The 22,339-nt window shown below is 36.4% G+C and carries 16 protein-coding genes and 2 tRNA genes; 5 read left to right on the forward strand and 13 right to left on the reverse strand.

All coding sequences use genetic code 11. The features are described from left to right. Positions 1–130 precede the first annotated feature (130 nt). The 5 genes from FHR29_RS02450 to FHR29_RS02470 form a co-directional block, all read right to left on the reverse strand. Positions 131–568 carry an SMI1/KNR4 family protein gene (locus tag FHR29_RS02450; protein ID WP_183912098.1) on the reverse strand — a complete coding sequence of 146 codons (438 nt, stop codon included), beginning with the start codon at positions 566–568 and terminating at the stop codon, positions 131–133. A 4-nt stretch (positions 569–572) separates the two neighbouring features. Continuing rightward, positions 573–1,103: a hypothetical protein gene (locus tag FHR29_RS02455; RefSeq protein WP_132773095.1), complete on the reverse strand. Its 531-nt coding sequence runs from the start codon at positions 1,101–1,103 to the stop codon at positions 573–575. A gap of 642 nt (positions 1,104–1,745) precedes the next feature. After that, positions 1,746–1,835: transfer RNA gene (locus FHR29_RS02460), tRNA-Ser, on the reverse strand. Positions 1,836–2,318: 483 nt separating this feature from the next. Next, positions 2,319–2,405, reverse strand: a tRNA-Ser gene (locus FHR29_RS02465). A 132-nt stretch (positions 2,406–2,537) separates the two neighbouring features. After that, positions 2,538–4,652 (reverse strand): HD family phosphohydrolase, encoded by a 2,115-nt coding sequence (locus tag FHR29_RS02470; RefSeq protein ID WP_132773093.1) that lies wholly within the window; start codon positions 4,650–4,652, stop codon positions 2,538–2,540. Positions 4,653–4,822: 170 nt separating this feature from the next. Between FHR29_RS02470 and rpe the strand changes: the two genes are divergently transcribed. The 4 genes from rpe (at position 4,823) to FHR29_RS02490 (ending at position 11,999) form a co-directional block, all read left to right on the forward strand. Continuing rightward, positions 4,823–5,503, forward strand: a complete 681-nt coding sequence (gene rpe, locus FHR29_RS02475) for a ribulose-phosphate 3-epimerase (protein ID WP_021188287.1) — start codon at positions 4,823–4,825, stop codon at positions 5,501–5,503. Between the two features lie 454 nt (positions 5,504–5,957). After that, on the forward strand, positions 5,958–8,720 hold the full coding sequence (locus FHR29_RS02480) for a bifunctional aconitate hydratase 2/2-methylisocitrate dehydratase (RefSeq protein ID WP_132842248.1): 2,763 nt from the start codon (positions 5,958–5,960) through the stop codon (positions 8,718–8,720). Between the two features lie 59 nt (positions 8,721–8,779). Beyond that, positions 8,780–11,047, forward strand: a complete 2,268-nt coding sequence (locus FHR29_RS02485) for an aconitate hydratase (protein ID WP_132842250.1) — start codon at positions 8,780–8,782, stop codon at positions 11,045–11,047. 61 nt (positions 11,048–11,108) lie between these two features. Beyond that, positions 11,109–11,999, forward strand: coding sequence for a hypothetical protein (locus FHR29_RS02490; RefSeq protein WP_132773085.1), 891 nt, complete (start codon positions 11,109–11,111; stop codon positions 11,997–11,999). 42 nt (positions 12,000–12,041) lie between these two features. On the opposite strand, the gene FHR29_RS02495 is transcribed toward FHR29_RS02490, so the two are convergent. Continuing rightward, positions 12,042–12,878: an MBL fold metallo-hydrolase gene (locus FHR29_RS02495; RefSeq protein WP_183912100.1), complete on the reverse strand. Its 837-nt coding sequence runs from the start codon at positions 12,876–12,878 to the stop codon at positions 12,042–12,044. Between the two features lie 82 nt (positions 12,879–12,960). Further along, entirely contained in the window at positions 12,961–14,103 is a 1,143-nt protein-coding gene (locus FHR29_RS02500; protein WP_183912102.1) for a serine hydrolase, read from the reverse strand. A gap of 328 nt (positions 14,104–14,431) precedes the next feature. On the opposite strand from FHR29_RS02500, the gene FHR29_RS02505 reads away from it, so the two are divergent. Then, on the forward strand, positions 14,432–16,960 hold the full coding sequence (locus FHR29_RS02505) for a TonB-dependent receptor (protein WP_183912104.1): 2,529 nt from the start codon (positions 14,432–14,434) through the stop codon (positions 16,958–16,960). Between the two features lie 82 nt (positions 16,961–17,042). On the opposite strand, the gene gap is transcribed toward FHR29_RS02505, so the two are convergent. The 6 genes from gap to FHR29_RS02535 form a co-directional block, all read right to left on the reverse strand. After that, positions 17,043–18,041 (reverse strand): type I glyceraldehyde-3-phosphate dehydrogenase, encoded by a 999-nt coding sequence (gene gap / locus FHR29_RS02510; RefSeq protein ID WP_021190354.1) that lies wholly within the window; start codon positions 18,039–18,041, stop codon positions 17,043–17,045. A 9-nt stretch (positions 18,042–18,050) separates the two neighbouring features. Next, complete coding sequence (locus FHR29_RS02515) at positions 18,051–18,659, reverse strand: redoxin domain-containing protein (protein WP_132842258.1); 609 nt, start codon at positions 18,657–18,659, stop codon at positions 18,051–18,053. A gap of 98 nt (positions 18,660–18,757) precedes the next feature. After that, positions 18,758–19,843: an AI-2E family transporter gene (locus FHR29_RS02520; protein WP_132773075.1), complete on the reverse strand. Its 1,086-nt coding sequence runs from the start codon at positions 19,841–19,843 to the stop codon at positions 18,758–18,760. Between the two features lie 215 nt (positions 19,844–20,058). Next, positions 20,059–20,451 (reverse strand): VOC family protein, encoded by a 393-nt coding sequence (locus FHR29_RS02525; RefSeq protein WP_132773073.1) that lies wholly within the window; start codon positions 20,449–20,451, stop codon positions 20,059–20,061. A 6-nt stretch (positions 20,452–20,457) separates the two neighbouring features. After that, positions 20,458–21,522, reverse strand: coding sequence for an NADH:flavin oxidoreductase/NADH oxidase (locus FHR29_RS02530; protein ID WP_031288490.1), 1,065 nt, complete (start codon positions 21,520–21,522; stop codon positions 20,458–20,460). 53 nt (positions 21,523–21,575) lie between these two features. Further along, the gene (locus FHR29_RS02535) at positions 21,576–22,292 is read right to left on the reverse strand and encodes a 3-ketoacyl-ACP reductase (RefSeq protein WP_021190351.1); all 717 of its coding nucleotides are present in this window, start codon (positions 22,290–22,292) and stop codon (positions 21,576–21,578) included. Positions 22,293–22,339: the final 47 nt, after the last annotated feature.

Consider the following 22,339-nt stretch of genomic DNA (forward strand, 5'->3'; position numbering starts at 1 on the left):
TTGGGGCTTTGCGTTCGGGCAGGAAATCGAAGCACAAAAGCCGATATTATTACTAAAGTTAAATTGAAAAACTACTATTGAGTTTTGCACTTCAGCCCGCCTGACGGAAACCCTTGTTAGTGGCAGTTTTTTATATGTTATTCAATATTAATTCTTTTAAATTTTCAGCAAGTTTTTCAATTTCGTTATTGTCGTGGTAATATATTTTTACATTTCCATTTGGTGTAATAAATATTGGGTCTCCTGAACCGTCAATAGAAATTACATAGCTTGATTGGATTTCATTACAAACCTGAAATTCTAAATAACTACTTCTAAATGATTTTGTAATTTCAAGAATGGTTTGTTCTGCTTTTTTTGAACCTCTTTTTGTGCAAGGAAGCAAATCAATTCCTACATAAGCATCTCCATAATTTAAAAGTATATATTTATAAGTATTGTCAAACGTTATGTTTAACTCTTTTTCTGTTTGTTGAATATCTTTTTCTTCGTTTCTCTCTTTTAGAAAAATTTTAGTTTCTTCTGATGAAAAATATTTATCTATTGCATTTTTAAACTCACTTGTCATTTGTTTATATTTCAAAAGGATAATTTTCTAATAAATGTTCGTTTATTGATTGAAGTTGTTTTTTAAACTCAATTTTTGTTTGTTTGTCTAGTTTTCCGATTGTATCATAAATTTCATCAAGTTGTTTGTTTAAAAAGGAAAATTGCAACCATTGCTGAAAATTAACACCAAGGTTTATAAAATTTATTGGGCTTAATTCTTCGTGGTTATGGTCGTAAAATAAGACCTTGTTATTCTTGTCAAATAGCCAAAAATCTCCTTGTCCGTTTTGACCGAATAACCAAAAATTTTCTATTTCTGTTGAAGTTATGTTTTCTGTCCAATAGCTTTTGTCTGAAAATTCTTTAGTTATATTATGTGCTTCAACGCTGTTGAATAAAATGCATTCAGATGAAATTTCAATAGTTTTAATTTGAGTTACAATTTCTGAATAGAGCGTGTCAAATATGTAATTGACAGTTTTAGGAAAATTCTGTTTACTAGAATTCTCAACTAAAAGTGTTATTCTTATTTCTTCTATTGGAATGATTTTCATTTTTGCTGGTGCGTTGTTTTAAAATTGCCATTAACTCAAAAATTGACGCAATGCATATTTTGTTTTATTAGACTTATTTAAGTTGTTAATATACTTTAAATTTATGAAATATGTAAAATCTAACATCAATATAGCGACGCTCTTTTGCTTGTTTTCTTTGGTTGCAGATTTGGAAAGAAAAGAAGTCAACCTTAAACAAATAATGGGATAATGAATATCCCACGAAAATATTATCGCAATCTATTTGGTAAAATGGAAGGAGAGGAATTGTGCAGGGATATTTTGACAAAGGGGTTGCACCGATTGATGCGAAAAGACTGTCCCAATCATCGGGAGGATCTGTCTTTTTGCCACCAGTGTTTTCAGGTCAGGCGACTTTTAGGGCCCGTTCTTGGAAATTATGCAGACTTAAGTTTACAAAAGTCCATAAACAACAAAACCCGACTAATAGTCGGGCTTTGTTTTGTCTTGGCGGAAGAGGAGGGATTATTTTCATGATCCCAAAAGGGGGGGCTTCAATACAAAACAAAGCCATTCACTTCGTTCATTACTTTTGTTGTTTATATATTTTTTGTTAGAACTTACGTTCACAAACATATATAAACAACAAAACCCGACTAATAGTCGGGCTTTATTTTGTCTTGGCGGAAGAGGAGGGATTCGAACCCTCGGTACCGTTTCCAGTACGACAGTTTAGCAAACTGTTCCTTTCGGCCACTCAGGCACTCTTCCTCGTTTTGACAATGCAAACATAAGGCAATTATTTTATTTTTGCAAAGTCTAGAAACGCCTTTTTTATCCTTTTATTGATTTTTTTTTATGAAAGTCGATAAATAGCAAAAACTGCACTTATCAGCAGGCTTTATTTTGTCTTGATGAAGGGATTATTTACTTCATCATGAATGGAGATCGTTATTCTTATAAAATTTAATGATCCTCTTCGTCCATTATTTTACTGTACATCGACTTTCTTAAAATCGATTTTTACAAACGTATATAAACAACAAAAGCCGACTATAAGTCGGCTTTTATTTTGTCTTTGCGGAAGGGGAGGGATTATTTTCATGATCCCAAAAAAGGGGGGCTTCAATACAAAACAAAGCCATTCACTTTGTTCATTACTTTTGTTGTTTATATCCTTTTTGTTAAAACTAACGTTTACAAAAGTCCATAAACAACAAAACCCGACTATTGTCGGGCTTTGTTTTGTCTTTGCGGAAGGGGAGGGATTCGAACCCTCGGTACCGTTTCCAGTACGACAGTTTAGCAAACTGTTCCTTTCGGCCACTCAGGCACCCTTCCTCGTTTTGACATTGCAAACATAAGGCAATTATTCTATTCTGCAAAGTCAATTTTATAAAAAAAATACAAAAAATACGTAAGGTTATAGTAAGCGATTGTATGTCAATTTATTGCTTACAGAATAATTTTCACTTATTTTTTCTTGCTGAGATCGTAATCGACCCGAACATGGTAAATGCTCTTCAACATTGCCTTGAAAATGGTTGCAGATTCTGTGATTTCCTTTAATGTAATATTACTATTTGCAAATTGATTCAGCTTCAGCTTATGCTCAATAATTTTATCGACAAGCGTATTAATAGAATCTTCCGTATGTTCTTTAAGAGCTCTAGATGCTGCTTCTACAGAATCTGCCATCATTAGTACAGCTGTTTCTTTCGAATAGGGAATAGGCCCAGGATATTGGTACAAAGATTCATCAACTAGTTTGTCGGGATTATTCTTTATAAATAAATTATAGAAGTAATCGACTTTTGTCGTACCGTGATGCGTTTTGATGAAATCGATTATAACATCTGGAAGCTGATTTCTTTTTGCAATCTCAACGCCCTTTATAACGTGTGAAATAATAATTTGTGCACTCTGTTCAGGCGATAATTCATCGTGCGGATTCTTTTCTGTTTTTTGATTTTCAATAAAGAACTGCGGGTTTGTCATTTTACCAATATCGTGGTAAAGTGCACCTGCCCGTACTAAGAGAGGATTTCCGCCAATTCGGTAGATAGCCGCTTCAGCTAAATTGGCTACTTGTAAGGAGTGCTGGAAAGTACCAGGGGCTTTAAATGAAAGTTCACGCAGAAGCTTTGAATTACTGTTGGTCAATTCCATTAATGTCAGATCAGATACGATTCCAAATAGTTTTTCAAATGCGTATACTAATGGGTACGCCATTAATGTGATCATGACACTGACCACAAAAGGGATGACGTCCATAACGTTAATGGTACTTAAGGATCCGTTACGTGTGAGTAAAAGTCCAAAATAAGCAATCAAGTAAGTCGCGAGTATAATGGCTGACGAGATGAAGAATTGTTCTCTCTTTACTAATGTTTTGATACTGTAAATCGCCACGATTCCAGCCATGAATTGCAGAAATACAAATTCATACGAGTTCGGAACAAATAACGCTGCCAGTAGGACCATGAGTAGGTGAATATTCAAAGCTACCCGGGAATCAAATAGGATGCGGATAATGATCGGAACTGAACAGAATGGAATGTAGTATAAATTAGGAATTTTAATCTTAATGGCCCATGACAAGACGGCAAGCATGCCGATGATCACAATCATAATGATTGATAGCAGGCGATTGTTGTAATAGATGTCTTTTCTGAAAAGATATAGAAATACCATCAGAATACATAAAGCAAGAGAGATAATCAAAAATTGCCCCAGTGTAACGTAAATCTGATTGCCAGAGATTTTTCCTTCGTCCTCATAAATCTTGCGTAATGATTCTAGTTTCTGATAGGTTTCATTACTGATAATTTTATCCTTTTCAGCAATTAATTCTCCCTTTTGTACAACTCCCCGGGTAGAGGAGATATTTGCTAAAGCATTTTGTTCCAGTCGCTCTGTCTGTTGATCATTGTAAACATAATTTAGGGTAATGTAGTTTTTTAATGTCTCTAAGAGCCATTTCTTGTACACGATCTTTGATGAATTGCTTAAGACTGAATTGGCGTATTCATAAGAAGATTCGATTGTATAACAATCTGCCGTATTTTTTTGAGTGGCGACTTTATCTTGTATCAAAGTAAAATTATACTGCTTTGCAGCAGGACTCTTGTCGTCATTTCGGTTTTGAAAACGATTATTTAAAGACAGGATGCCTCGATCGTAGAGATGCGTTAATATGGCATTTCCGACGGCACGGTAATCCTGTATTTTTTGAGGAGTAGTGTCTAATTTATTGGTTTGCCATTTTTCAGCTAGATCAGTTTCAAATTGATCGATCTGTTCCCTACTGATGGTCGAATTAACATCATAGATAGGTTGAATGGTTTTAAGAATATTTTTCTTGTCTTCATTTAGTTCCTCCTGTGTTTTGAGTATCGCAAAATTATAGGGAGAAATTAAGTTTTCGTGATCCCAGACTTTTCCTTTCTGAAATTCATAGCGAAAGCGAGCCTGCTTTGGAAGGAAGATACAAATAAGAATGATGGTTGCCAATATTAAGCTTATCTTACGAATAAGGTTAAGATTAGTGTCGGACTCACGATTATATTTAATTTTTAATCTACTCACGGGGTTGAATTGTATTTGGATAATAAAAAATTACTCAAACAAATGTACTTAAAAATGCGCTATTATAAAGTTCATTGTCATTAGGAGGTCAGGTTATATTTAATTTTTTTGATTTAAATTCGGGCTATCCGCAAGACTTAATTATCTTTGCAAAAACAAATCAAAGACTCATGTCAAGTAAAAAGCATCTTATTGCACCTTCAGTTTTGGCAGCGGATTTCGCTAAATTGTACGATGATATTATAATGGTAAACAATAGTGAAGCCGATTGGTTTCATATTGATATTATGGATGGCGTGTTTGTGCCAAATATTTCTTTTGGTTTTCCAGTAATGCAGGCAATCGCTAAACATGCTACAAAACCTTTAGATGTACATTTAATGATTGTAGATCCTGATCGTTATTTACAGTTATGTAAAGATTCTGGAGCTGCTGTTATTACCGTGCATTATGAGGCTTGTACACATTTACATCGCACGTTAGCAGCGATCAAGGAATTAGGCTGTAAAGCTGGCGTCGCTTTGAATCCGCATACACCAGTTTCTTTATTGGAAGATGTGATTGCAGATTTAGATTTAGTGTGTTTAATGTCTGTAAATCCAGGTTTTGGCGGGCAGAAATTTATTCAAAACACCTACAATAAAGTAAAACAATTGCGCGCTATGGCAGCAGGTGTGAATGATGGATTATTGATTGAAATCGATGGAGGTGTCGGAGTAGGTAATGCAGGCGCTCTTTTACAAGCTGGCGCAGATGTGTTGGTAGCGGGAAGTTCTGTGTTTGCAGCAGCAAATCCAACACAGTCAATAGCTGATTTGAAAGCTGTTGATATTCAATTGAAAAATATTTAGTTAAACTAATATATTGGCTATAAAGGGAGATCGGATATGATTTCCCTTTTTTTGTTGGTTATTTCCACATTATATTTAATCTTAGCGTCAAAATTTACTAATTTCTTACTCTAAATATTTTAAATTTAAATAGTCAAGTGTCTGTATTTTAGTATGTTGTTTCGATATTTTATTTTAAAATAAATGTTGTTTAGAATATTTCCAAATTAAAGCAATAAGTCTTATTGGTACGTATTAACCGTTGATTTTTAGTATTTTTGTAGTACGAGATGAGAAGTTTTTTTAAATGAAAACAGATCGTCAAAATGAAAGAATTGTAGAGTTAAATTTAAGCACCGGCTTGCAGTGCATTACTGATGTTTTTTTAGCTTAATTATTAAACGTGTGGTAGTATCAGGAGATAATATTTGATATTTTTTGTATTGCCTTTAAACATATAAAAGATTTATATACTATGAGTATTTACAACGATTACGTACAAGAGGTTGTAGAACGAAAAGGTGAAGGTTTAAATCCTAAACCAATTGACGGAGCAGAATTACTAAGTGAAGTTATTGCTCAAATTAAAGATTTGAATAACGAAAATAGAGTCGAGTCTCTGAAGTTATTTATTTACAACACTTTATCTGGTACGACTAGTGCGGCTGGTGTAAAAGCAAAGTTCTTAAAAGAAATTATTCTTGGTCAAGAGACTGTTGCAGAAATTACACCTACTTACGCATTTGAGTTGTTATCTCATATGAAAGGCGGTCCTTCTATTGAAGTACTTCTGGATTTGGCGTTAGGTAATGATGCAGCTATTGCTAAGCAAGCTGCTGAAGTTCTTAAAACACAGGTTTTCCTTTATGATGCCGATACAGAGCGTCTAAGAGAAGCATTTAACAGCGGTAATGCAATTGCGAAAGAGATTCTTGAAAGCTATGCTCAAGCTGAATTTTTCACGAAACTTCCAGAGTTACCAGAAGAAATAAAAGTGGTAACTTATATTGCAGGTGAAGGTGATATCTCTACGGATTTACTGTCTCCAGGTAACCAGGCGCACTCGCGTTCTGATCGTGAGCTACATGGAAAATGTATGATCACTCCAGAAGCGCAGCAAGAAATCAAAGCTTTACAGGTACAATATCCAGACGCAAGCGTTATGCTGATTGCTGAAAAAGGTACAATGGGAGTGGGATCTTCAAGGATGTCAGGTGTAAACAATGTGGCGTTATGGACAGGTAAACAAGCAAGTCCTTATATCCCATTTGTAAATATTGCTCCAATTGTTGGTGGTACAAATGGTATTTCTCCAATCTTTTTGACAACGGTAGATGTTACCGGTGGTATTGGAATTGATCTTCAGAACTGGAAGAAAAAAGTAGACGAAAATGGTCAAGTTGTCCGTAATGAAAATAATGAACCTGTTTTAGAAGAAGTTTATTCTGTTGCTACAGGAACAGTTCTTACAATCAACACGAAGACTGAAAAATTATATAATGGAGATCAGGAATTGATCGACATCTCTAAAGCCCTTACTCCTCAAAAAAGAGAGTTTATAAGAGCAGGTGGCTCATATGCAATTGTATTTGGTAAAAAGATCCAAACGTTTGCAGCTGGAGTTTTAGGGATTTCAATTCCGACTGTTTTTGCTCCTGCAAAAGAAATTTCTATTGAAAATCAAGGCTTAACGGCTGTTGAAAAAATCTTCAATAAAAATGCTGTTGGTTCAACTCCAGGAAAAGTGTTACATGCTGGTTCTGATGTTCGTGTTAAAGTGAATATCGTAGGATCTCAAGATACAACAGGTTTAATGACCGCTCAAGAGTTAGAGGCCATGGCTGCTAAAGTTATTTCTCCTACAGTTGACGGTGCGTATCAATCAGGATGTCACACAGCATCTGTATGGGATAAGAAAGCGCAAGCTAACATTCCTAAGTTGATGAAGTTTATGAACGACTTCGGATTAATCACTGCACGTGATCCTAAAGGAGAATACCATGCCATGACTGACGTTATTCACAAGGTATTAAACGATATTACGATTGATGAGTGGGCGATTATTATTGGTGGCGATTCTCATACACGTATGTCTAAAGGTGTTGCTTTTGGAGCTGACTCTGGAACTGTTGCCTTAGCATTAGCTACGGGTGAGGCGTCTATGCCGATTCCAGAATCCGTTAAAGTAACTTTCAAAGGCAGTATGAAACAGCACATGGATTTCCGTGATGTGGTTCATGCGACACAATCTCAAATGTTACAGCAATTTGGTGGAGAGAATGTGTTCCAAGGTAGAATTATCGAGGTACATATCGGTACACTTCTTGCCGATCAGGCCTTTACTTTTACAGACTGGACTGCAGAGATGAAAGCAAAAGCTTCGATCTGTATTTCCCAAGATGAAACGTTAATTCAGTCTTTAGAAATCGCTAAGAGCCGTATCCAGATCATGATCAATAAGGGTATGGAGAATAAAAATCAAGTATTACAGGGATTGATCGATAAAGCTAATAAACGTATCGAGGAAATTAGAACAGGTGAAAAACCAGCTTTATCTCCAGATGCAAATGCTAAATATTATGCTGAAGTCGTGATCGATCTTGATATTATTGATGAGCCGATGATTGCCGATCCTGATGTTAACAATGTTGACGTTTCAAAACGTTATACACATGACGCGATTAGAGAACTTTCTTATTACGGCGGTGACAAAAAAGTAGACTTAGGTTTCGTAGGTTCTTGTATGGTACATAAAGACGATTTAAAAATCGTTTCTCAAATGCTTAAGAATGTGGAGAAACAACTTGGTGTTGTTAAATTTAATGCACCATTAGTTGTCGCTGCGCCTACTTACAACATCATTGATGAATTGAAAGCAGAAGGAGATTGGGAATACTTACAGAAATATTCGGGTTTTGAATTCAGTGATGCTTTGCCAAAAAGTACTGCACGTACAGAGTACGAAAATATCATGTATTTAGAGCGTCCAGGTTGTAACCTTTGTATGGGTAACCAAGAAAAGGCGGCAAAAGGTGATACGGTAATGGCTACTTCAACCCGTCTTTTCCAAGGTCGTGTTGTTGAAGATAGAGACGGTAAAAAAGGAGAATCTTTATTAGCATCTACTCCAGTGGTTGTGCTTTCTGCTATCTTAGGTAGAATTCCAAACGTTGAAGAGTACAAAGCTGCTGTCGAAGGTATCAACTTAACTAAGTTTGCGCCTATCTCGACAAAGTAGAAAAAACTAATATTGAAGTTTTGGTAATTAACTAAATTAATATCATAAATTAGAAATATATGGCTTTTGATATAGAAATGATTAAAAAGGTCTATAGCCGTTATGAGGAGCGTGTAAACGCTGCTCGTAATCTGGTTAATAAACCTTTAACCCTATCTGAGAAAATTTTATATACTCACTTATGGGATGGTAATGCAACTGAAACATACGATAGAGGTGTATCTTATGTAGATTTCGCTCCAGACCGTGTAGCGATGCAAGATGCGACTGCACAGATGGCTTTATTGCAATTTATGCAAGCAGGTCGTCCTCAAGCGGCTGTTCCTTCGACTGTGCACTGTGATCACTTGATTCAGGCAAAAGAAGGAGCTCAAGTGGATTTACAAAGAGCAAATACAGAATCAAAAGAGGTTTTTAATTTCTTGGGTTCTGTTGCTAATAAGTATGGTATCGGATTCTGGAAACCTGGAGCAGGTATTATTCACCAAGTTGTCTTGGAGAACTATGCTTTCCCTGGTGGTATGATGATCGGTACAGATTCACATACTGTTAATGCTGGTGGTTTGGGTATGTTGGCTATCGGTGTCGGTGGTGCTGATGCATGTGACGTGATGGCTGGTTTACCTTGGGAACTGAAATTCCCGAAATTGATCGGTGTTAAATTAACAGGTAAGCTAAGCGGATGGACGTCTCCTAAAGATGTTATCTTGAAGGTTGCAGGTATCTTAACCGTTAAAGGCGGTACTGGTGCTGTTGTAGAATACTTCGGTGAAGGGGCTCAATCTATGTCTTGTACGGGTAAAGGTACCATCTGTAACATGGGGGCTGAAATTGGTGCTACGACATCTACTTTCGGTTATGATGAGTCAATGGAACGTTATTTACGTGCAACTGACCGTGCGGATGTTGCGGATGCAGCGAATGCTGTTAAAGAACATTTAACTGCGGATCCTGAGGTTTACGCAAATCCTGAGCTATATTTTGATCAAGTTATTGAAATTAATTTATCTGAATTAGAACCTTCTTTAAACGGTCCTTTTACACCAGATTTATATACTCCAGTTTCACGCATGCGTGAAGAAGCGGCTAAAAATGGCTGGCCTACAACAGTAGAATGGGGATTGATCGGTTCATGTACAAACTCTTCTTACGAGGATTTGTCACGTGCTGCTTCTATCGCTAAACAAGCGGTTGATAAAGGTTTAGTAACGAAGGCAGAATTTGGTATCAATCCGGGTTCTGAGCAAGTTCGTTATACTGCCGCTCGTGATGGTTTATTGAAAACTTTCGAAGATCTGAATGCGACGATCTTTACAAATGCTTGTGGTCCATGTATTGGTATGTGGGACCGTGTTGGTGCTGAAAAACAAGAGAAAAATACGATTGTTCACTCGTTCAACCGTAACTTTGCTAAACGTGCCGATGGTAACCCAAATACATTTGCTTTTGTAGCTTCACCGGAAATCGTTGCTGCAATTGCCATTTCGGGTGATTTAGGTTTCAATCCATTGACAGACACCTTGACAAATACTAAGGGTGAGCAGGTTAAATTAGACCCGCCTACTGGTGATGAATTACCTTCAAAAGGTTTTGCTGTAGAGGATGCAGGTTATCAAGCACCTGCGGCGGATGGTTCATCGGTTAAGATTGATGTGGATCCAAATTCTGATCGTCTGCAATTATTAGAGCCTTTTGCGGCTTGGGAAGGTACAGACTTGAAAGGTTTGAAATTATTGATCAAAGCTAAAGGTAAATGTACAACTGACCATATTTCTATGGCTGGTCCTTGGTTGAAATACAGAGGTCACTTGGATAACATCTCGAACAATATGTTGATTGGTGCTGTTAATTACTTTAATGAGAAAACAGATTCCGTTAAAAATCAATTGACAGGTGAGTACGGACCAGTTCCTGCAACGCAACGTGCTTATAAGGCTGCCGGTATCGGATCTATCGTTGTTGGTGATGAAAACTATGGTGAAGGTTCTTCACGTGAGCATGCTGCCATGGAGCCTCGTCATTTAGGTGTTCGTGCAGTGTTGGTTAAATCTTTTGCTCGTATCCACGAGACAAACTTGAAAAAACAAGGTATGTTAGGTTTAACTTTTGCTAATAAAGAAGATTATGATAAAATCCAAGAAGACGATACAATCGACATCTTAGGATTGACAACCTTTACTCCAGGGCAACCGCTAACGTTAGTACTTCACCATGCAGATGGAACGGAAGATCAGATCTTAGCTAACCATACTTACAACGCTCAACAAATTGAGTGGTTTAAAGAAGGTGGTGCTTTGAACATTATACGTAAAAACCAAGCAAAATAATTTTATTTGCTTATCAACGCATAACCCGGTACTTTTGTGCCGGGTTTTTTTTGACAACAATATGAATAAATTTTTATTAGCCTTAAGTGCGCTAACTTTATCTGCTTCTTCTTTATTTGCGCAAGATAATAGTAATGAATCTCCTGCAAAACCAATTGCTAAGAGTATTTTCAATCCGAAATATTCCCGTACAGAAAGTAATAAGGGAAAATTTTATTTTCACTGGGGTTATAATTTTTCATCTTATGGTAAGAGTGATATCCGTTTTAAAGGAACCGGATATGATTTTACATTAATGGATGTAAAAGCGGCAGATAGACCGACTAAACTGTCTATGACCTATATTAACCCGGCAACGATCTCGATTCCGCAGTTTAATTTCCACTTCGGTTATTTTATAAAAGATAATTATTCGATTTCGCTAGGTTGGGATCACATGAAATATGTTGTTGATATTCCGCAGACGGTAAGAATTAAAGGACATATTAGTCCTGAGATCTCCGAACCAGGTATCCCAACATATGGCATGGCTGGAACCTATAATGGGGAACAGGTTACTTTGGTTGATTCGGTATTGCAATTTGAGCATACCGATGGTTATAATTTTGCCTCTGTCGCTTTAGAAAGACATGATGATATCTGGGTTTCCAGAACCGGAAAGTCTTACTTGTCGATGGAAACAGGTGCCGAAGTAGGTTTATTGGTTCCTAGAACTGATGTTCGTCTGTTTGGAGTTGGAGAGAATAACTATTGGAACATTGCCGGCTACGGTGCTGCTGCAAAAGTAGGTTTGCAGTATCATTTTTTTAGAGGATTATATCTTCAAACGAGTTTTAAAACAGGTTGGACAGACCTGAATAATATTCGTACAACGGGTAGAAATAATATAGATAAAGCAAGTCAATCCATATGGTTTTTCGAGAACTATTGGGTCCTTGGATTTAAATTCTAATAAAGTAAAAATGGGATGATCTAAAAATCATCCCATTTTTGTTTAAATATCAGAAAGTTGAAAACTGTCTTTGAGCCGTATTCCTTTTTCTGTATGCTGTAAGGTACAGCAAGCATTCCCGGCGTCATGCTCTAAGAAAAGTATATATTCTTGATCGACAATCTCTTCCCAATAATTTTTCCTTTCTTCCATGGTTGTCAATGGTCTTACATCGTAACCCATCACATACGGAAGGGGTATATGTCCCACAGAAGGAAGTAAATCTGCCATATAAAGAATTGTTTTGTCTTTATATTTGATCTGGGGCAACATCATTGACTCTGTATGTCCATGGGCATATCTGATTTGGATATCTGGTCCAAACGGATTTTTTTCTTTTTCGACAAACTTGAGTTGTCCGCTTTCTTGTATCGGTTTTATATTTTCCTCTAGAAAAGAAGCTTTTTCTCTTGGATTTGGATTTGTGGCCCAGTTCCAATGTTCGGCATTACTCCAGTAATTCGCCTTTGTAAAAGAAGGCCTCAGTTTTTCACCTTCGCGGACTATAGCACCCCCACAGTGGTCAAAATGCAAGTGTGTTAAAATAACATCGGTGATGTCTTCTCTATTAAATCCATATTTTGCTAAAGACTTGTCAATGGAGTTGTCTCCGTGTATATAATAATGTCCAAAAAATTTCTCAGACTGTTTGTCTCCGAGTCCAGTATCGATAAGAATTAATTTTACGCCATCTTCTATAAGTAATAGGCGATTGGTCCAGGTGCACATATTATTTGCATCGGCAGGATTTGTTTTGTGCCATATGGATTTTGGAACCACACCGAACATGGCACCTCCATCTAATTTGAAGTTCTGCGTTTCAATTGTATAAAGTTGCATGATATTCTCTTTTTACTATTTACACGAATATACTAGTTTTGTTTTGGAAAAAATAAACCTTAATAATATGATAATATAGTGGTTATTGCTGTATCATTTCTTTATAAATGAGCTGTATGCAATCTTTTAATAGTGGGTTAAAGTCTACGTTTTCAGGTATACGGCAGCCATTTGTTATCACAACAATTCCGAATTTTTCTTTAGGATCGAAAAACATAGCACTGTAGAGACCATATGCGGAGCCTGTATGTCCAATTAATACTTTATTAGGGATCAATGTGTTGATGGATCTTAAAGCTAGCCCATATCCTTCTTCAGCAGTAATGGGCGTCTGCATAATTTTAGAATTCCGTTTCTTAATGATCTGTTTTCCATTTAATCCTGTACCATAGTTCATATGCATACCCATGTATTTAGCGAGATCGACTGCTGAGATCTTCATCCCGCCCGTAGGTGAGAAAATAGGAGTGGAATGCCCTAGTGTATAATTTTTTATTTCCAGCGATCTTGGATTATAAGCGCTGGGCTGTGGAAAAAACTCATGCTTAGCAGAATCGTATTCATACAAGGTTACAAATTTGTTTTGATCTAGAGAGTCCACGCAATATCCTGCATACAACTGCAGCGGATCTAAAATATGTTCTTTAATATATTGGTCAAAACGTTGTCCTGAAAGGCGCTCAATCACAGCGCCAACCATATTAAAGTTGAGGTTGCAATAATCGTAGGTCGTGCCAGGTTCGTTTGGGCTGTAAGAAGAGGCATATTGATCTGACTTTGATGGATTGATGACATCAAGATCAAAATATCCATTTTTATCATTAATACTGGAAGTATGGGAGAGAACCATTCTGAGTGTAATCTTCTTATTCGGAAACTTTGGATTTTGAACTTTAAAACCTATTAGATCACCAAAGTCATCATCGAGATGACATTTCTTTTGCTCTATTAACTGCATAATAGCTGTTGCTGAAAAGGACTTTGATATAGAGGCAATTCTTAATAGGTCATCCTGATCCAAAGGTTGTGCTTGTGCTCTGTTTTTCAAGCCGTAAGATTTATTGAAAAACAACTCGTTATTTTTAATAACCGCTACCGACAGTCCAATAGCTTTATATTGAGCCATGATACCAGTAATTTTTTTGTCTAAACTGTTGGTTTGTGCCCACGTTATTGGACTTATCAGAAACAAATAAATTAAAAGAAGGGGAACGTACTTTTTCATGATTTAAGGATTAGTATTGGAAAGGTATAAATAATTAATAAGAATCATGATATTGTCTTGCATTTTTATGCAATTTTTATGCTGATTCATTCGGTTTTCAAAAATTTGGGATCATAAATGGGAACCCATATCATAGAACCCGATTTTAGTAACAGTAGCTATAAAATATAATTTAAATTACTTTTTTATGTAGTTTAAAATACTGTATTTTAGCTTGTTATGGCTATTTATAAATCAACTCCTTTTATTTAAAATAAATCTAAATAGAATCAAAAAAAGATTGTAAGTTTGCATCCAAAATAAAATTAATCTAATTATTCATATACATATGAAAAAGTCATTTCTCGGCTTAGTTTTAAGCTTAGGATTAGTTGGAGGGGTACAACTTGAGGGGGTTGCACAACATCATGGAATTCATGGGAAACTAAAAAGCAAATCCGGTGCTCCAATCGAAGCAGCTACAGTTACAGTTAAAGAATTGGGGACTTCTACTGCAACAGATCGGAATGGATCGTTTTCATTTTCAACTTTACCAGATGGAACTTATACCATAATTGTTAAAAGTTTAGGTAATGTTATAGACGAAGAGAAGATAAAAGTAGTGAACGGTTCTTCTCAGCCTATTAATTTGGTTGGAGAAAGCCGTGATTCGAAATTGGATGTGGTAGATGTCCGAGGATATAACTCGCATAATAATCAGACTGTCAATGTTGGAAAAGCTGGAATTATAGATAAAGACTTACCGCAAAGCGTTCAGATCATTAATGAGCAGGTGATCCGGGATCAACAGGTTAATCGATTGAGTGATGCCTTGAAAAATGCCAATGGTATTGCTATGGGCGCAAATAGAGGTGGTGTAAATGAAAATTTTTATGCACGTGGATACAGCCTTGGTGCGAATAATATTTTCAAAAATGGTGCACGTACCAATAACGGTGGATCTATTGAAGCGAGTACATTAGAGTCGGTAGAAATATTGAAAGGTAGTGCCGCATTATTATATGGTGGTGTAACTGGGGGTGCTGTCGTGAATTTAGTAACTAAGAAACCTAAATTTGAATATGGAGGTGAAGCTTCATTCCGTGTGGGAAGTTATGATTTTTACAAACCAACGGTTGATGTGTACGGGCCTATTTCAGATAAGGTTGCTTTCCGTGTAATCAGTACTTATGAAAAATCTGGAAGTTTTAGAGATCATGTCGACTCAAAAAGATTGTATGTCAATCCTTCTATTTTATATAAGATCAATGACCGTACGGATATCAACTTTATGTTTGATTACCTAAAAAGCGATTACACACCAGATTTTGGTATTGGATCGGTAGACGGTAAATTGAATAAAGATGTTGGTCGCAATACATTTGTGAATACCTTATGGGCGTATAATAAAACCAATACCACAAATGGGCAGATCAACTTAAATCATCAGTTTAATGATAACTGGAAGTTGAATGCAATTGCGAGTTATCAAAGCTATGGACGTGATTACTATGGATCGGATAGGGTTCAAGCAAATGCACAAGGTATTGCTCCACGTAGCTTAACACGTTCAAAATCGGATGAACTTACTTTCAATCAACAGTTGAATTTAACCGGAACTGTTAAAACAGGTGCTATCAAGCATAAGATCTTAATCGGAGCTGATGCTGATCAGTCTAATACAAAAGCATATGCATACTTTATAGACGGTATTAATTATTATGATAAGCAAGGGGCATTAAAAGTCAATGTTTATGATTCTATTTATGTCTTTAATCCGAGTGAAACGGCGGCTCATTTACCTTCTGGCAAAGGTTTGCGCACAGATATGCCTGGTGCAGAGTATTTGACCAGAACAACGACTAATATTTACCGTTATGGTGTATTTTTTCAAGATTTAATTGAAGTTTCGGAAAAATTCAAAGTATTAGCGGGCTTACGTTATACTTACCAAAGAACTCCATATGCAGATAAATACACCTATGCAACTGGTGAAACAGAGGAGGTAAAGAACCTAGATGCAAACAAAAATGAACTGGGTGCTAAAGTTGATCAGGCATGGTCGCCAAAATTTGGTTTGATTTATCAACCGATTAAGAGCTCTAGTGTTTATGTAACTTACGCGAATAACTTCACATCAAACGCAGGTTATGATGTTGATTATAAGCCAATGGGGCCTTCAACGATTGATCAGTACGAAGCTGGTGTTAAAAATGATTTCTTCAATGGTCGTTTAACCCTGAATGCATCGGTTTACAGAATCAATAACAATCGCTTTGCTCAGCAATTATTGGTGAAACCTGATGGCACTGATAATGGTGATACAAACATGAAAGAGTTTTCTGGAAAAACATCTTCAGATGGTGTTGAAGTAGATGTAACTGGTTCTATCTTACCAGGACTAGATATCTTGGCCGGATACTCGTACAACTACATGCGCTATACGGAGACAAGTCCGATCACAAAGATCACGACTGTTGTCAACGGTAGTTCTAAAGTTACGGAGGTTTCTGGTAATGAGGAAGATGTACGTTTGGTGGGAACAACAGCACATACAGCCAATGGAACTATTTTCTATACTTTGCAAAATGGTGGTGCTAAAGGTCTGAAATTTGGGGTTTCTGCATTTTACACTGGAAGAAGAAATGCCGGTTGGAATAACACAAAAATCAATGTGAGAGATGGTGTTGACCGTTTAATTACTGTTAGCCCATTCACAACAGTAGATATCTCTGCTGGTTATACATATAAAAAATGGAGCATTTTAGCTAAAATGTCTAATGTTAATAATGCTTTCAATTATTATATCCATGAAAACTACAGTGTGAATCCAATTCCTCCAAGAAGTTTCATGACAACATTGACGTATAAATTTTAAAATGTTTAGTTTGCTTATAGTTTATGTTAAAAGGGCCTCCATGGAGGCCCTTTTTATCTTGAATAGCATGTGATTTCGTCTTTTATAGCTTACTGATTTTATCAAGAAGATCAACAAGTCGATTTGAGTATCCAAACTCATTATCATACCAGCCAACAACTTTTACCAGACCTCCTACAATTGAGGTAAGTTCTGAATCAAAGACACAAGAATATGGATTGTTGATGATGTCAACAGATACAATTGGATCTTCTGTATAGTAAAGTACATTTTTCAATTCACCTTCTGCTGCTTCTTTAAATTTTGCATTAATCTCTGCTACTGTTGGTTGATGTGTCAATGTACAGGTAAAATCTGTTAACGAACCGTTTAAAACAGGAACACGAATACCGGCACCACCTAGTTTACCCTCTAAATGAGTAAAAACATTGGTAATTGCCTTGGCAGCACCAGTTGTAGTTGGAATAATGGAAGATGACGCAGCACGTGCCCGGCGAAGATCACGGTGGGGGGCATCATGCAGATTCTGATCACCTGTCATGGAATGTACCGTCGTGATATAACCGTCTTTGATTCCCCAGTTTTCATCTAAAATTTTGACCAAAGGAGCAACATTATTCGTTGTACAAGAAGCATTAGAAAGAATAGGGACATTTAAGTCAAAATCCTTGTCATTAATGCCCAATACGATTGTTGGTATATCTTTATCTGAAGAGGGGGCAGAAATGATTACTTTTTTTGCTCCCGCTATCAAATGTAAATTTGCTTTCTCTTTACTGGTAAAATGACCCGTTGACTCGACAACGACATCAATGTCAAGCGTATTCCAGGGCAGATTTTCGGGATTCTTTTCATTCGTGACTAAAATACGCTTGTTATTGATGATGAGATGATTGTCATCAAAGTCAACCGTTCCAGAAAATGGACCGTGAACAGAGTCATACTTGAATAGATGTGCTAATGTCTTTGTATCTGTTAGATCATTGATCGCAATGACTTCTAGATGTTCAGCATCCCTAATGAAAATATTGCGCAGTGTATTACGGCCAATACGTCCAAACCCATTGATTGCAATATGCATAACTGATTGTTATTTATGAAATTCAGCTATAGCTTCATTTATATTTTTATCACCTTCCCATTGTGCTTTTAATTGACCGTCGGCACCGTAAACATAATTTGCAGGGAATTGCTCAGGAACATGTATTTTTTGAATAAACTCTTGGCCTTTGTCTACTAAAACTTCAACATTCTCCATTTTTGATAATTTTGGAGCGAAATTGTCAAAGAAGCCTAATATTAAAGCAGGATCATTCATTGAAACATAGTAGATGTTAACATCTTTCAAGCGCTCTCTGTTTTTTTCTAAAGCAGTTGCTTCTTGTTGACAGTGGCTGCATCCTGGATCAAAAAGTATAAAAACTGTGTTTTTATCTTTGGAAACATCTGATTTTGAAACTTTAATACCCGATCTTAATTGGTAAAAAGTGAAGTCAGGAAGTGTTTTTGCAGCTTCTTTTTGCATAGCTGCAGGAGCTTCCGTATGTGCACTATGATCATGCCCACTATGATCGTGACCATCATGCTCATCATGTGCTTCTGTTTTTGCCGCTTCTTGCGTTTTAGTATTTGAATTGCAAGAGAATAACAGGGACGCTGTGACAACTCCTGTTATGCCTAATATTAATTTTTTATTCATGGTAATGGGTATCAATTATCTATCAAAACTATAAAAAATATTGAATTTAAACCTTAAAAAAGCTGATTAATGACACTGTACTGTATAATCATACGATGTTAAGTAATGATATTATTATCATTGTCATAATTTGTGAAGGAGGTTGATTCTATGATTTCAGGTTTTCCCTTTCCATATTCATTGTTGTATACTTTTAATAATACACGAACTGATGAGATGATCAATGGTCCAAAAATAAGTCCCAGCATACCAAAAAGATTTAACCCCAGTAATACGCCAAATACCGTAATCAGTGGCGGTACATCGCCAAGTTTACGCAATATCGTAAAACGAAGTACATTGTCAATACCACCAATTAATATAAATCCATATAAAGCCAGACCAATGGCATTTCCTGTCGAGCCAATAGCTAACAGATAAATTGCGGTAGGTACGTAAACAGTCATCGTGCCCAAGACCGGGATAATCGTGGAAACGGCCGTTATTATTCCCAGTAGAATAGGGCTGTCAACTCCAAAAATCCAATAGCCAATACCGGCAACAACGCCCTGACATATGCCAAGAATTGGAATACCGATAGCATTTGAACGTACCATCATGCTTATTTCGTTCCATAGTTCTTTTTTACTTTGTTGCGAAAAAGGAATAGCATGCTGAATTGTAGACTCCATCTCTTTGCTATAATACTGCATAAAATAAAGTACAAATAAAGCGACAATGATATTCACGACAGTTTCTGCGACAGAATTTAAAACATTGGGTATGTATTTTGCTAATTTTTGAAGAGAATTAAGAATTGCGGCATCGGATAAATCTATGTTTTTTAATACAGGCTTATTGTGCATATAGTCTTTTACAGAATCAAATTTAGACAATAGGTCTTTTTGATTAACAATAAGCTGTTCTAACTGGGGAATTAGATAGTTAATCAATCCCCATAATGGAAACACAATAAAGATCACAGAAAGACTGATCAGGAATATACTTGAAATAGATTTACCCCACTTTTTCTTTTCAGTGAGGGTATGGTAAATATTTCTAAATAATATATAAAGTGTTATTGCTCCTAAAAAGCCCGGTAGATAGTATGATAAATTTGTAAATATTAATATACAGATCAAAAGTATGATCGTAATCAACATGATTTGGTTAATGGAGTTATTGTTTATTTGTTTGTACTTCATGGCTGGATCCTCAGAATAAATAAATACTAAGCATTTTTTAGCTAAACTAAGATAAATTTGTTTTATTTAATTGTATCATAATATAAAACAAATTTATCGATATCTGCGCTACCTTCAAGAATTATTTTATACTTGAAATTGATTAAATAGGACTAAGCAAGTTCCGGAATGAAATAAAAAAATGTTGGACTAAAGTACAGCTAGCGCTATTGAAATCAAATTTCATAAAGCTCAATGGGTAATCCATCGGGATCTTCAAAAAATGTAAATTTTTTATTTGTAAGTTCATCAATTCGGATGGGCTCTACTGAAATATCAGACTGCTGTAATAGTTGGACTTCTTTGGAGATGTCCTGTACCGCAAAAGCAAGATGTCTCAGCCCTACGGCCTCAGGTCTTGAAGGTCGTTTGGGAGGATTTGGAAATGAAAATAGCTCAATGATATAATTGCCATTTAAGGCTAAGTCTAACTTGTAAGAGTTTCTGTTTTCACGATACACTTCCTGTATAATGGTAAATCCGAGTAACTCGGTGTAAAACTTTTTGGATTTTTCATAATCGCTACAAATAATAGCAATATGATGTACTTGTTGTAAATTTAATTTCATACCAGATTATTTAGCACGGGCGTATTGATTGGTCCATTCGATGTGATCACCTAAAGTTTCTGCAAAATAGAGTGGAAGATGTGGATTTTTTAGAAAAGCACGCGCTATCATGATGATGTCTGCTTTTTTATCTTGTAAGATTTGTTCAGCGTGCGACGCTTCTTTGATAAGCCCAACAGTTGCTGTGATAAGATCTGTTTCTTTCTTTATTGCCGCAGCAAAAGGTAGTTGGTAATCTTTTGCAGGACTAATTTTTTGATGTGCAACTGCTCCACCAGTAGAAACATCAATTACTTCAACACCTAATTGTTTCAATTCTTGGGCAAGAGTAATAGACTGTTCCAGATCCCAGCCATCAGTAGCCCAGTCTGTCGCAGAAATACGGACCCATAACGATTGTGTTGTAAGTTCATGCTGAACGGCCTCAATGATTTCTTTTAAAAATCGCATTCTGTTGTCTAGAGAACCACCATATTGATCAGTTCTATCATTCGATAGGGGAGATAGAAACTGATGGATTAGATATCCGTGAGCGGCATGAATTTCGATAATATCATAGCCAGCGGTGACAGCTCTTTTCGTAGCTAGCTGAAAATCAGTAATTGTTTTTTTGATATCATCTAAGGTCATGGCACGAGGGGCTATGTCCTTCTCGGGTCTGAATGCCAGAGCAGAAGGTGCAACTGTTTGCCATCCGTTTTCAGCATCCGGTGCAATTTGATAATGATTTTCCCAAGGTTTGCCTGAACTTGCTTTACGTCCAGCATGTGCTAACTGTATGCCAGGTATTGAATTTTGTTCTTTTATGAATGTCGTTATTTCTTTTAATTTTTCGATTTGTTCATCTTTCCAAATCCCTAGATCTCCGGCACTGATTCTTCCTTCGGGCGAAACAGCCGTTGCTTCCTGAATAATGGCGGCGGCGCCTCCCATTGCAAACTGTCCCAAATGAACAAGGTGCCAGTTATTGGCAAAACCATCTACAGCCGAATATTGGCACATCGGAGAAACGACTAGTCTGTTTTTTAAACTTATGTTTTTTAGGCTAAGGCTTGAAAATAGAATGCTCATATAAAATGATTTAAATGAAATAAAAAAGGAGCATGATGCTCCTTTAAATTATATTATGGATTTGTTGACCAAAGCGAAGCAGATTTTAACATCGCTCTTCTTGGTAATTTTAAGTTTGCAATAATCAATTCTGCAAAATCCTCAGGTTGCAATACTGATTCTGGATTTCCATCTGTTAATCCGAGATCTTTGGACATATCCGAAGCAATTGTGCTTGGCATTAGCGTACAAACGCGAATATTATGTTTACGGACCTCCCGCATTAACGAATCCGCCATACCGATTACAGCAAATTTTGATGCACTATAAGCAGAAGTCGTTGCGGCTCCATTCAGCCCTGCGGTAGAAGAAACAAAAATAATGTCACCTTCATTTTTTTCAATCAACTGTGGAAGTACTACTTTTGTTACGTGGTAACTACCCAATACGTTTGTGTTAATAATATTTGTCCAAGTTTCGGCATCCATATCCACTAAAGATCCAAAGGCTGCAATTCCGGCATTGTTGATGATAATGTCAAACTGACCAAATGAAGCATTCAATTTTGCTATTGCTTCCTGCACAGCTGCTAAATCTGAAACATCAAAAACTTCATAAGTAGCTTGTACGCCTATATCCTGTAATTCCTTTACCGTAGTTTTCAGAAGTTCTTCGTTACGACCTGTGATAGCCACATGAACACCTTCTTTCGCTAGTGCGATAGCAGTTGCTTTTCCTAATCCACGAGCACCACCAGTGACGAGTGCTTTTTTCCCAGCTATATTTTCCATGTTTTAAAATTACTGATTCAAGTCCAGTTTAATGTCAATCAAATTTA

The sequence above is a fragment of the Sphingobacterium sp. JUb56 genome, from assembly GCF_014191365.1.
In the GTDB taxonomy this organism is placed as follows: Bacteria; Bacteroidota; Bacteroidia; order Sphingobacteriales; family Sphingobacteriaceae; genus Sphingobacterium; species Sphingobacterium anhuiense.

Bases quoted from the DNA above. Each gene is read 5' to 3' on its own strand.
- rpe (WP_021188287.1), top strand. From the start codon at position 4,823: ATGTCAAGTAAAAAGCATCTTATTGCACCTTCAGTTTTGGCAGCGGAT.
- gap (WP_021190354.1), bottom strand. From the start codon at position 18,041: ATGCATATTGCAATCAATGGGTTTGGACGTATTGGCCGTAATACACTG.
- FHR29_RS02515 (WP_132842258.1), bottom strand. From the start codon at position 18,659: ATGAATAAAAAATTAATATTAGGCATAACAGGAGTTGTCACAGCGTCC.
- FHR29_RS02480 (WP_132842248.1), top strand. From the start codon at position 5,958: ATGAGTATTTACAACGATTACGTACAAGAGGTTGTAGAACGAAAAGGT.
- FHR29_RS02530 (WP_031288490.1), bottom strand. From the start codon at position 21,522: ATGAGCATTCTATTTTCAAGCCTTAGCCTAAAAAACATAAGTTTAAAA.
- FHR29_RS02520 (WP_132773075.1), bottom strand. From the start codon at position 19,843: ATGAAGTACAAACAAATAAACAATAACTCCATTAACCAAATCATGTTG.
- FHR29_RS02535 (WP_021190351.1), bottom strand. From the start codon at position 22,292: ATGGAAAATATAGCTGGGAAAAAAGCACTCGTCACTGGTGGTGCTCGT.
- FHR29_RS02495 (WP_183912100.1), bottom strand. From the start codon at position 12,878: ATGCAACTTTATACAATTGAAACGCAGAACTTCAAATTAGATGGAGGT.
- FHR29_RS02490 (WP_132773085.1), top strand. From the start codon at position 11,109: ATGAATAAATTTTTATTAGCCTTAAGTGCGCTAACTTTATCTGCTTCT.
- FHR29_RS02485 (WP_132842250.1), top strand. From the start codon at position 8,780: ATGGCTTTTGATATAGAAATGATTAAAAAGGTCTATAGCCGTTATGAG.
- FHR29_RS02505 (WP_183912104.1), top strand. From the start codon at position 14,432: ATGAAAAAGTCATTTCTCGGCTTAGTTTTAAGCTTAGGATTAGTTGGA.
- FHR29_RS02500 (WP_183912102.1), bottom strand. From the start codon at position 14,103: ATGAAAAAGTACGTTCCCCTTCTTTTAATTTATTTGTTTCTGATAAGT.
- FHR29_RS02455 (WP_132773095.1), bottom strand. From the start codon at position 1,103: ATGAAAATCATTCCAATAGAAGAAATAAGAATAACACTTTTAGTTGAG.
- FHR29_RS02450 (WP_183912098.1), bottom strand. From the start codon at position 568: ATGACAAGTGAGTTTAAAAATGCAATAGATAAATATTTTTCATCAGAA.
- FHR29_RS02525 (WP_132773073.1), bottom strand. From the start codon at position 20,451: ATGAAATTAAATTTACAACAAGTACATCATATTGCTATTATTTGTAGC.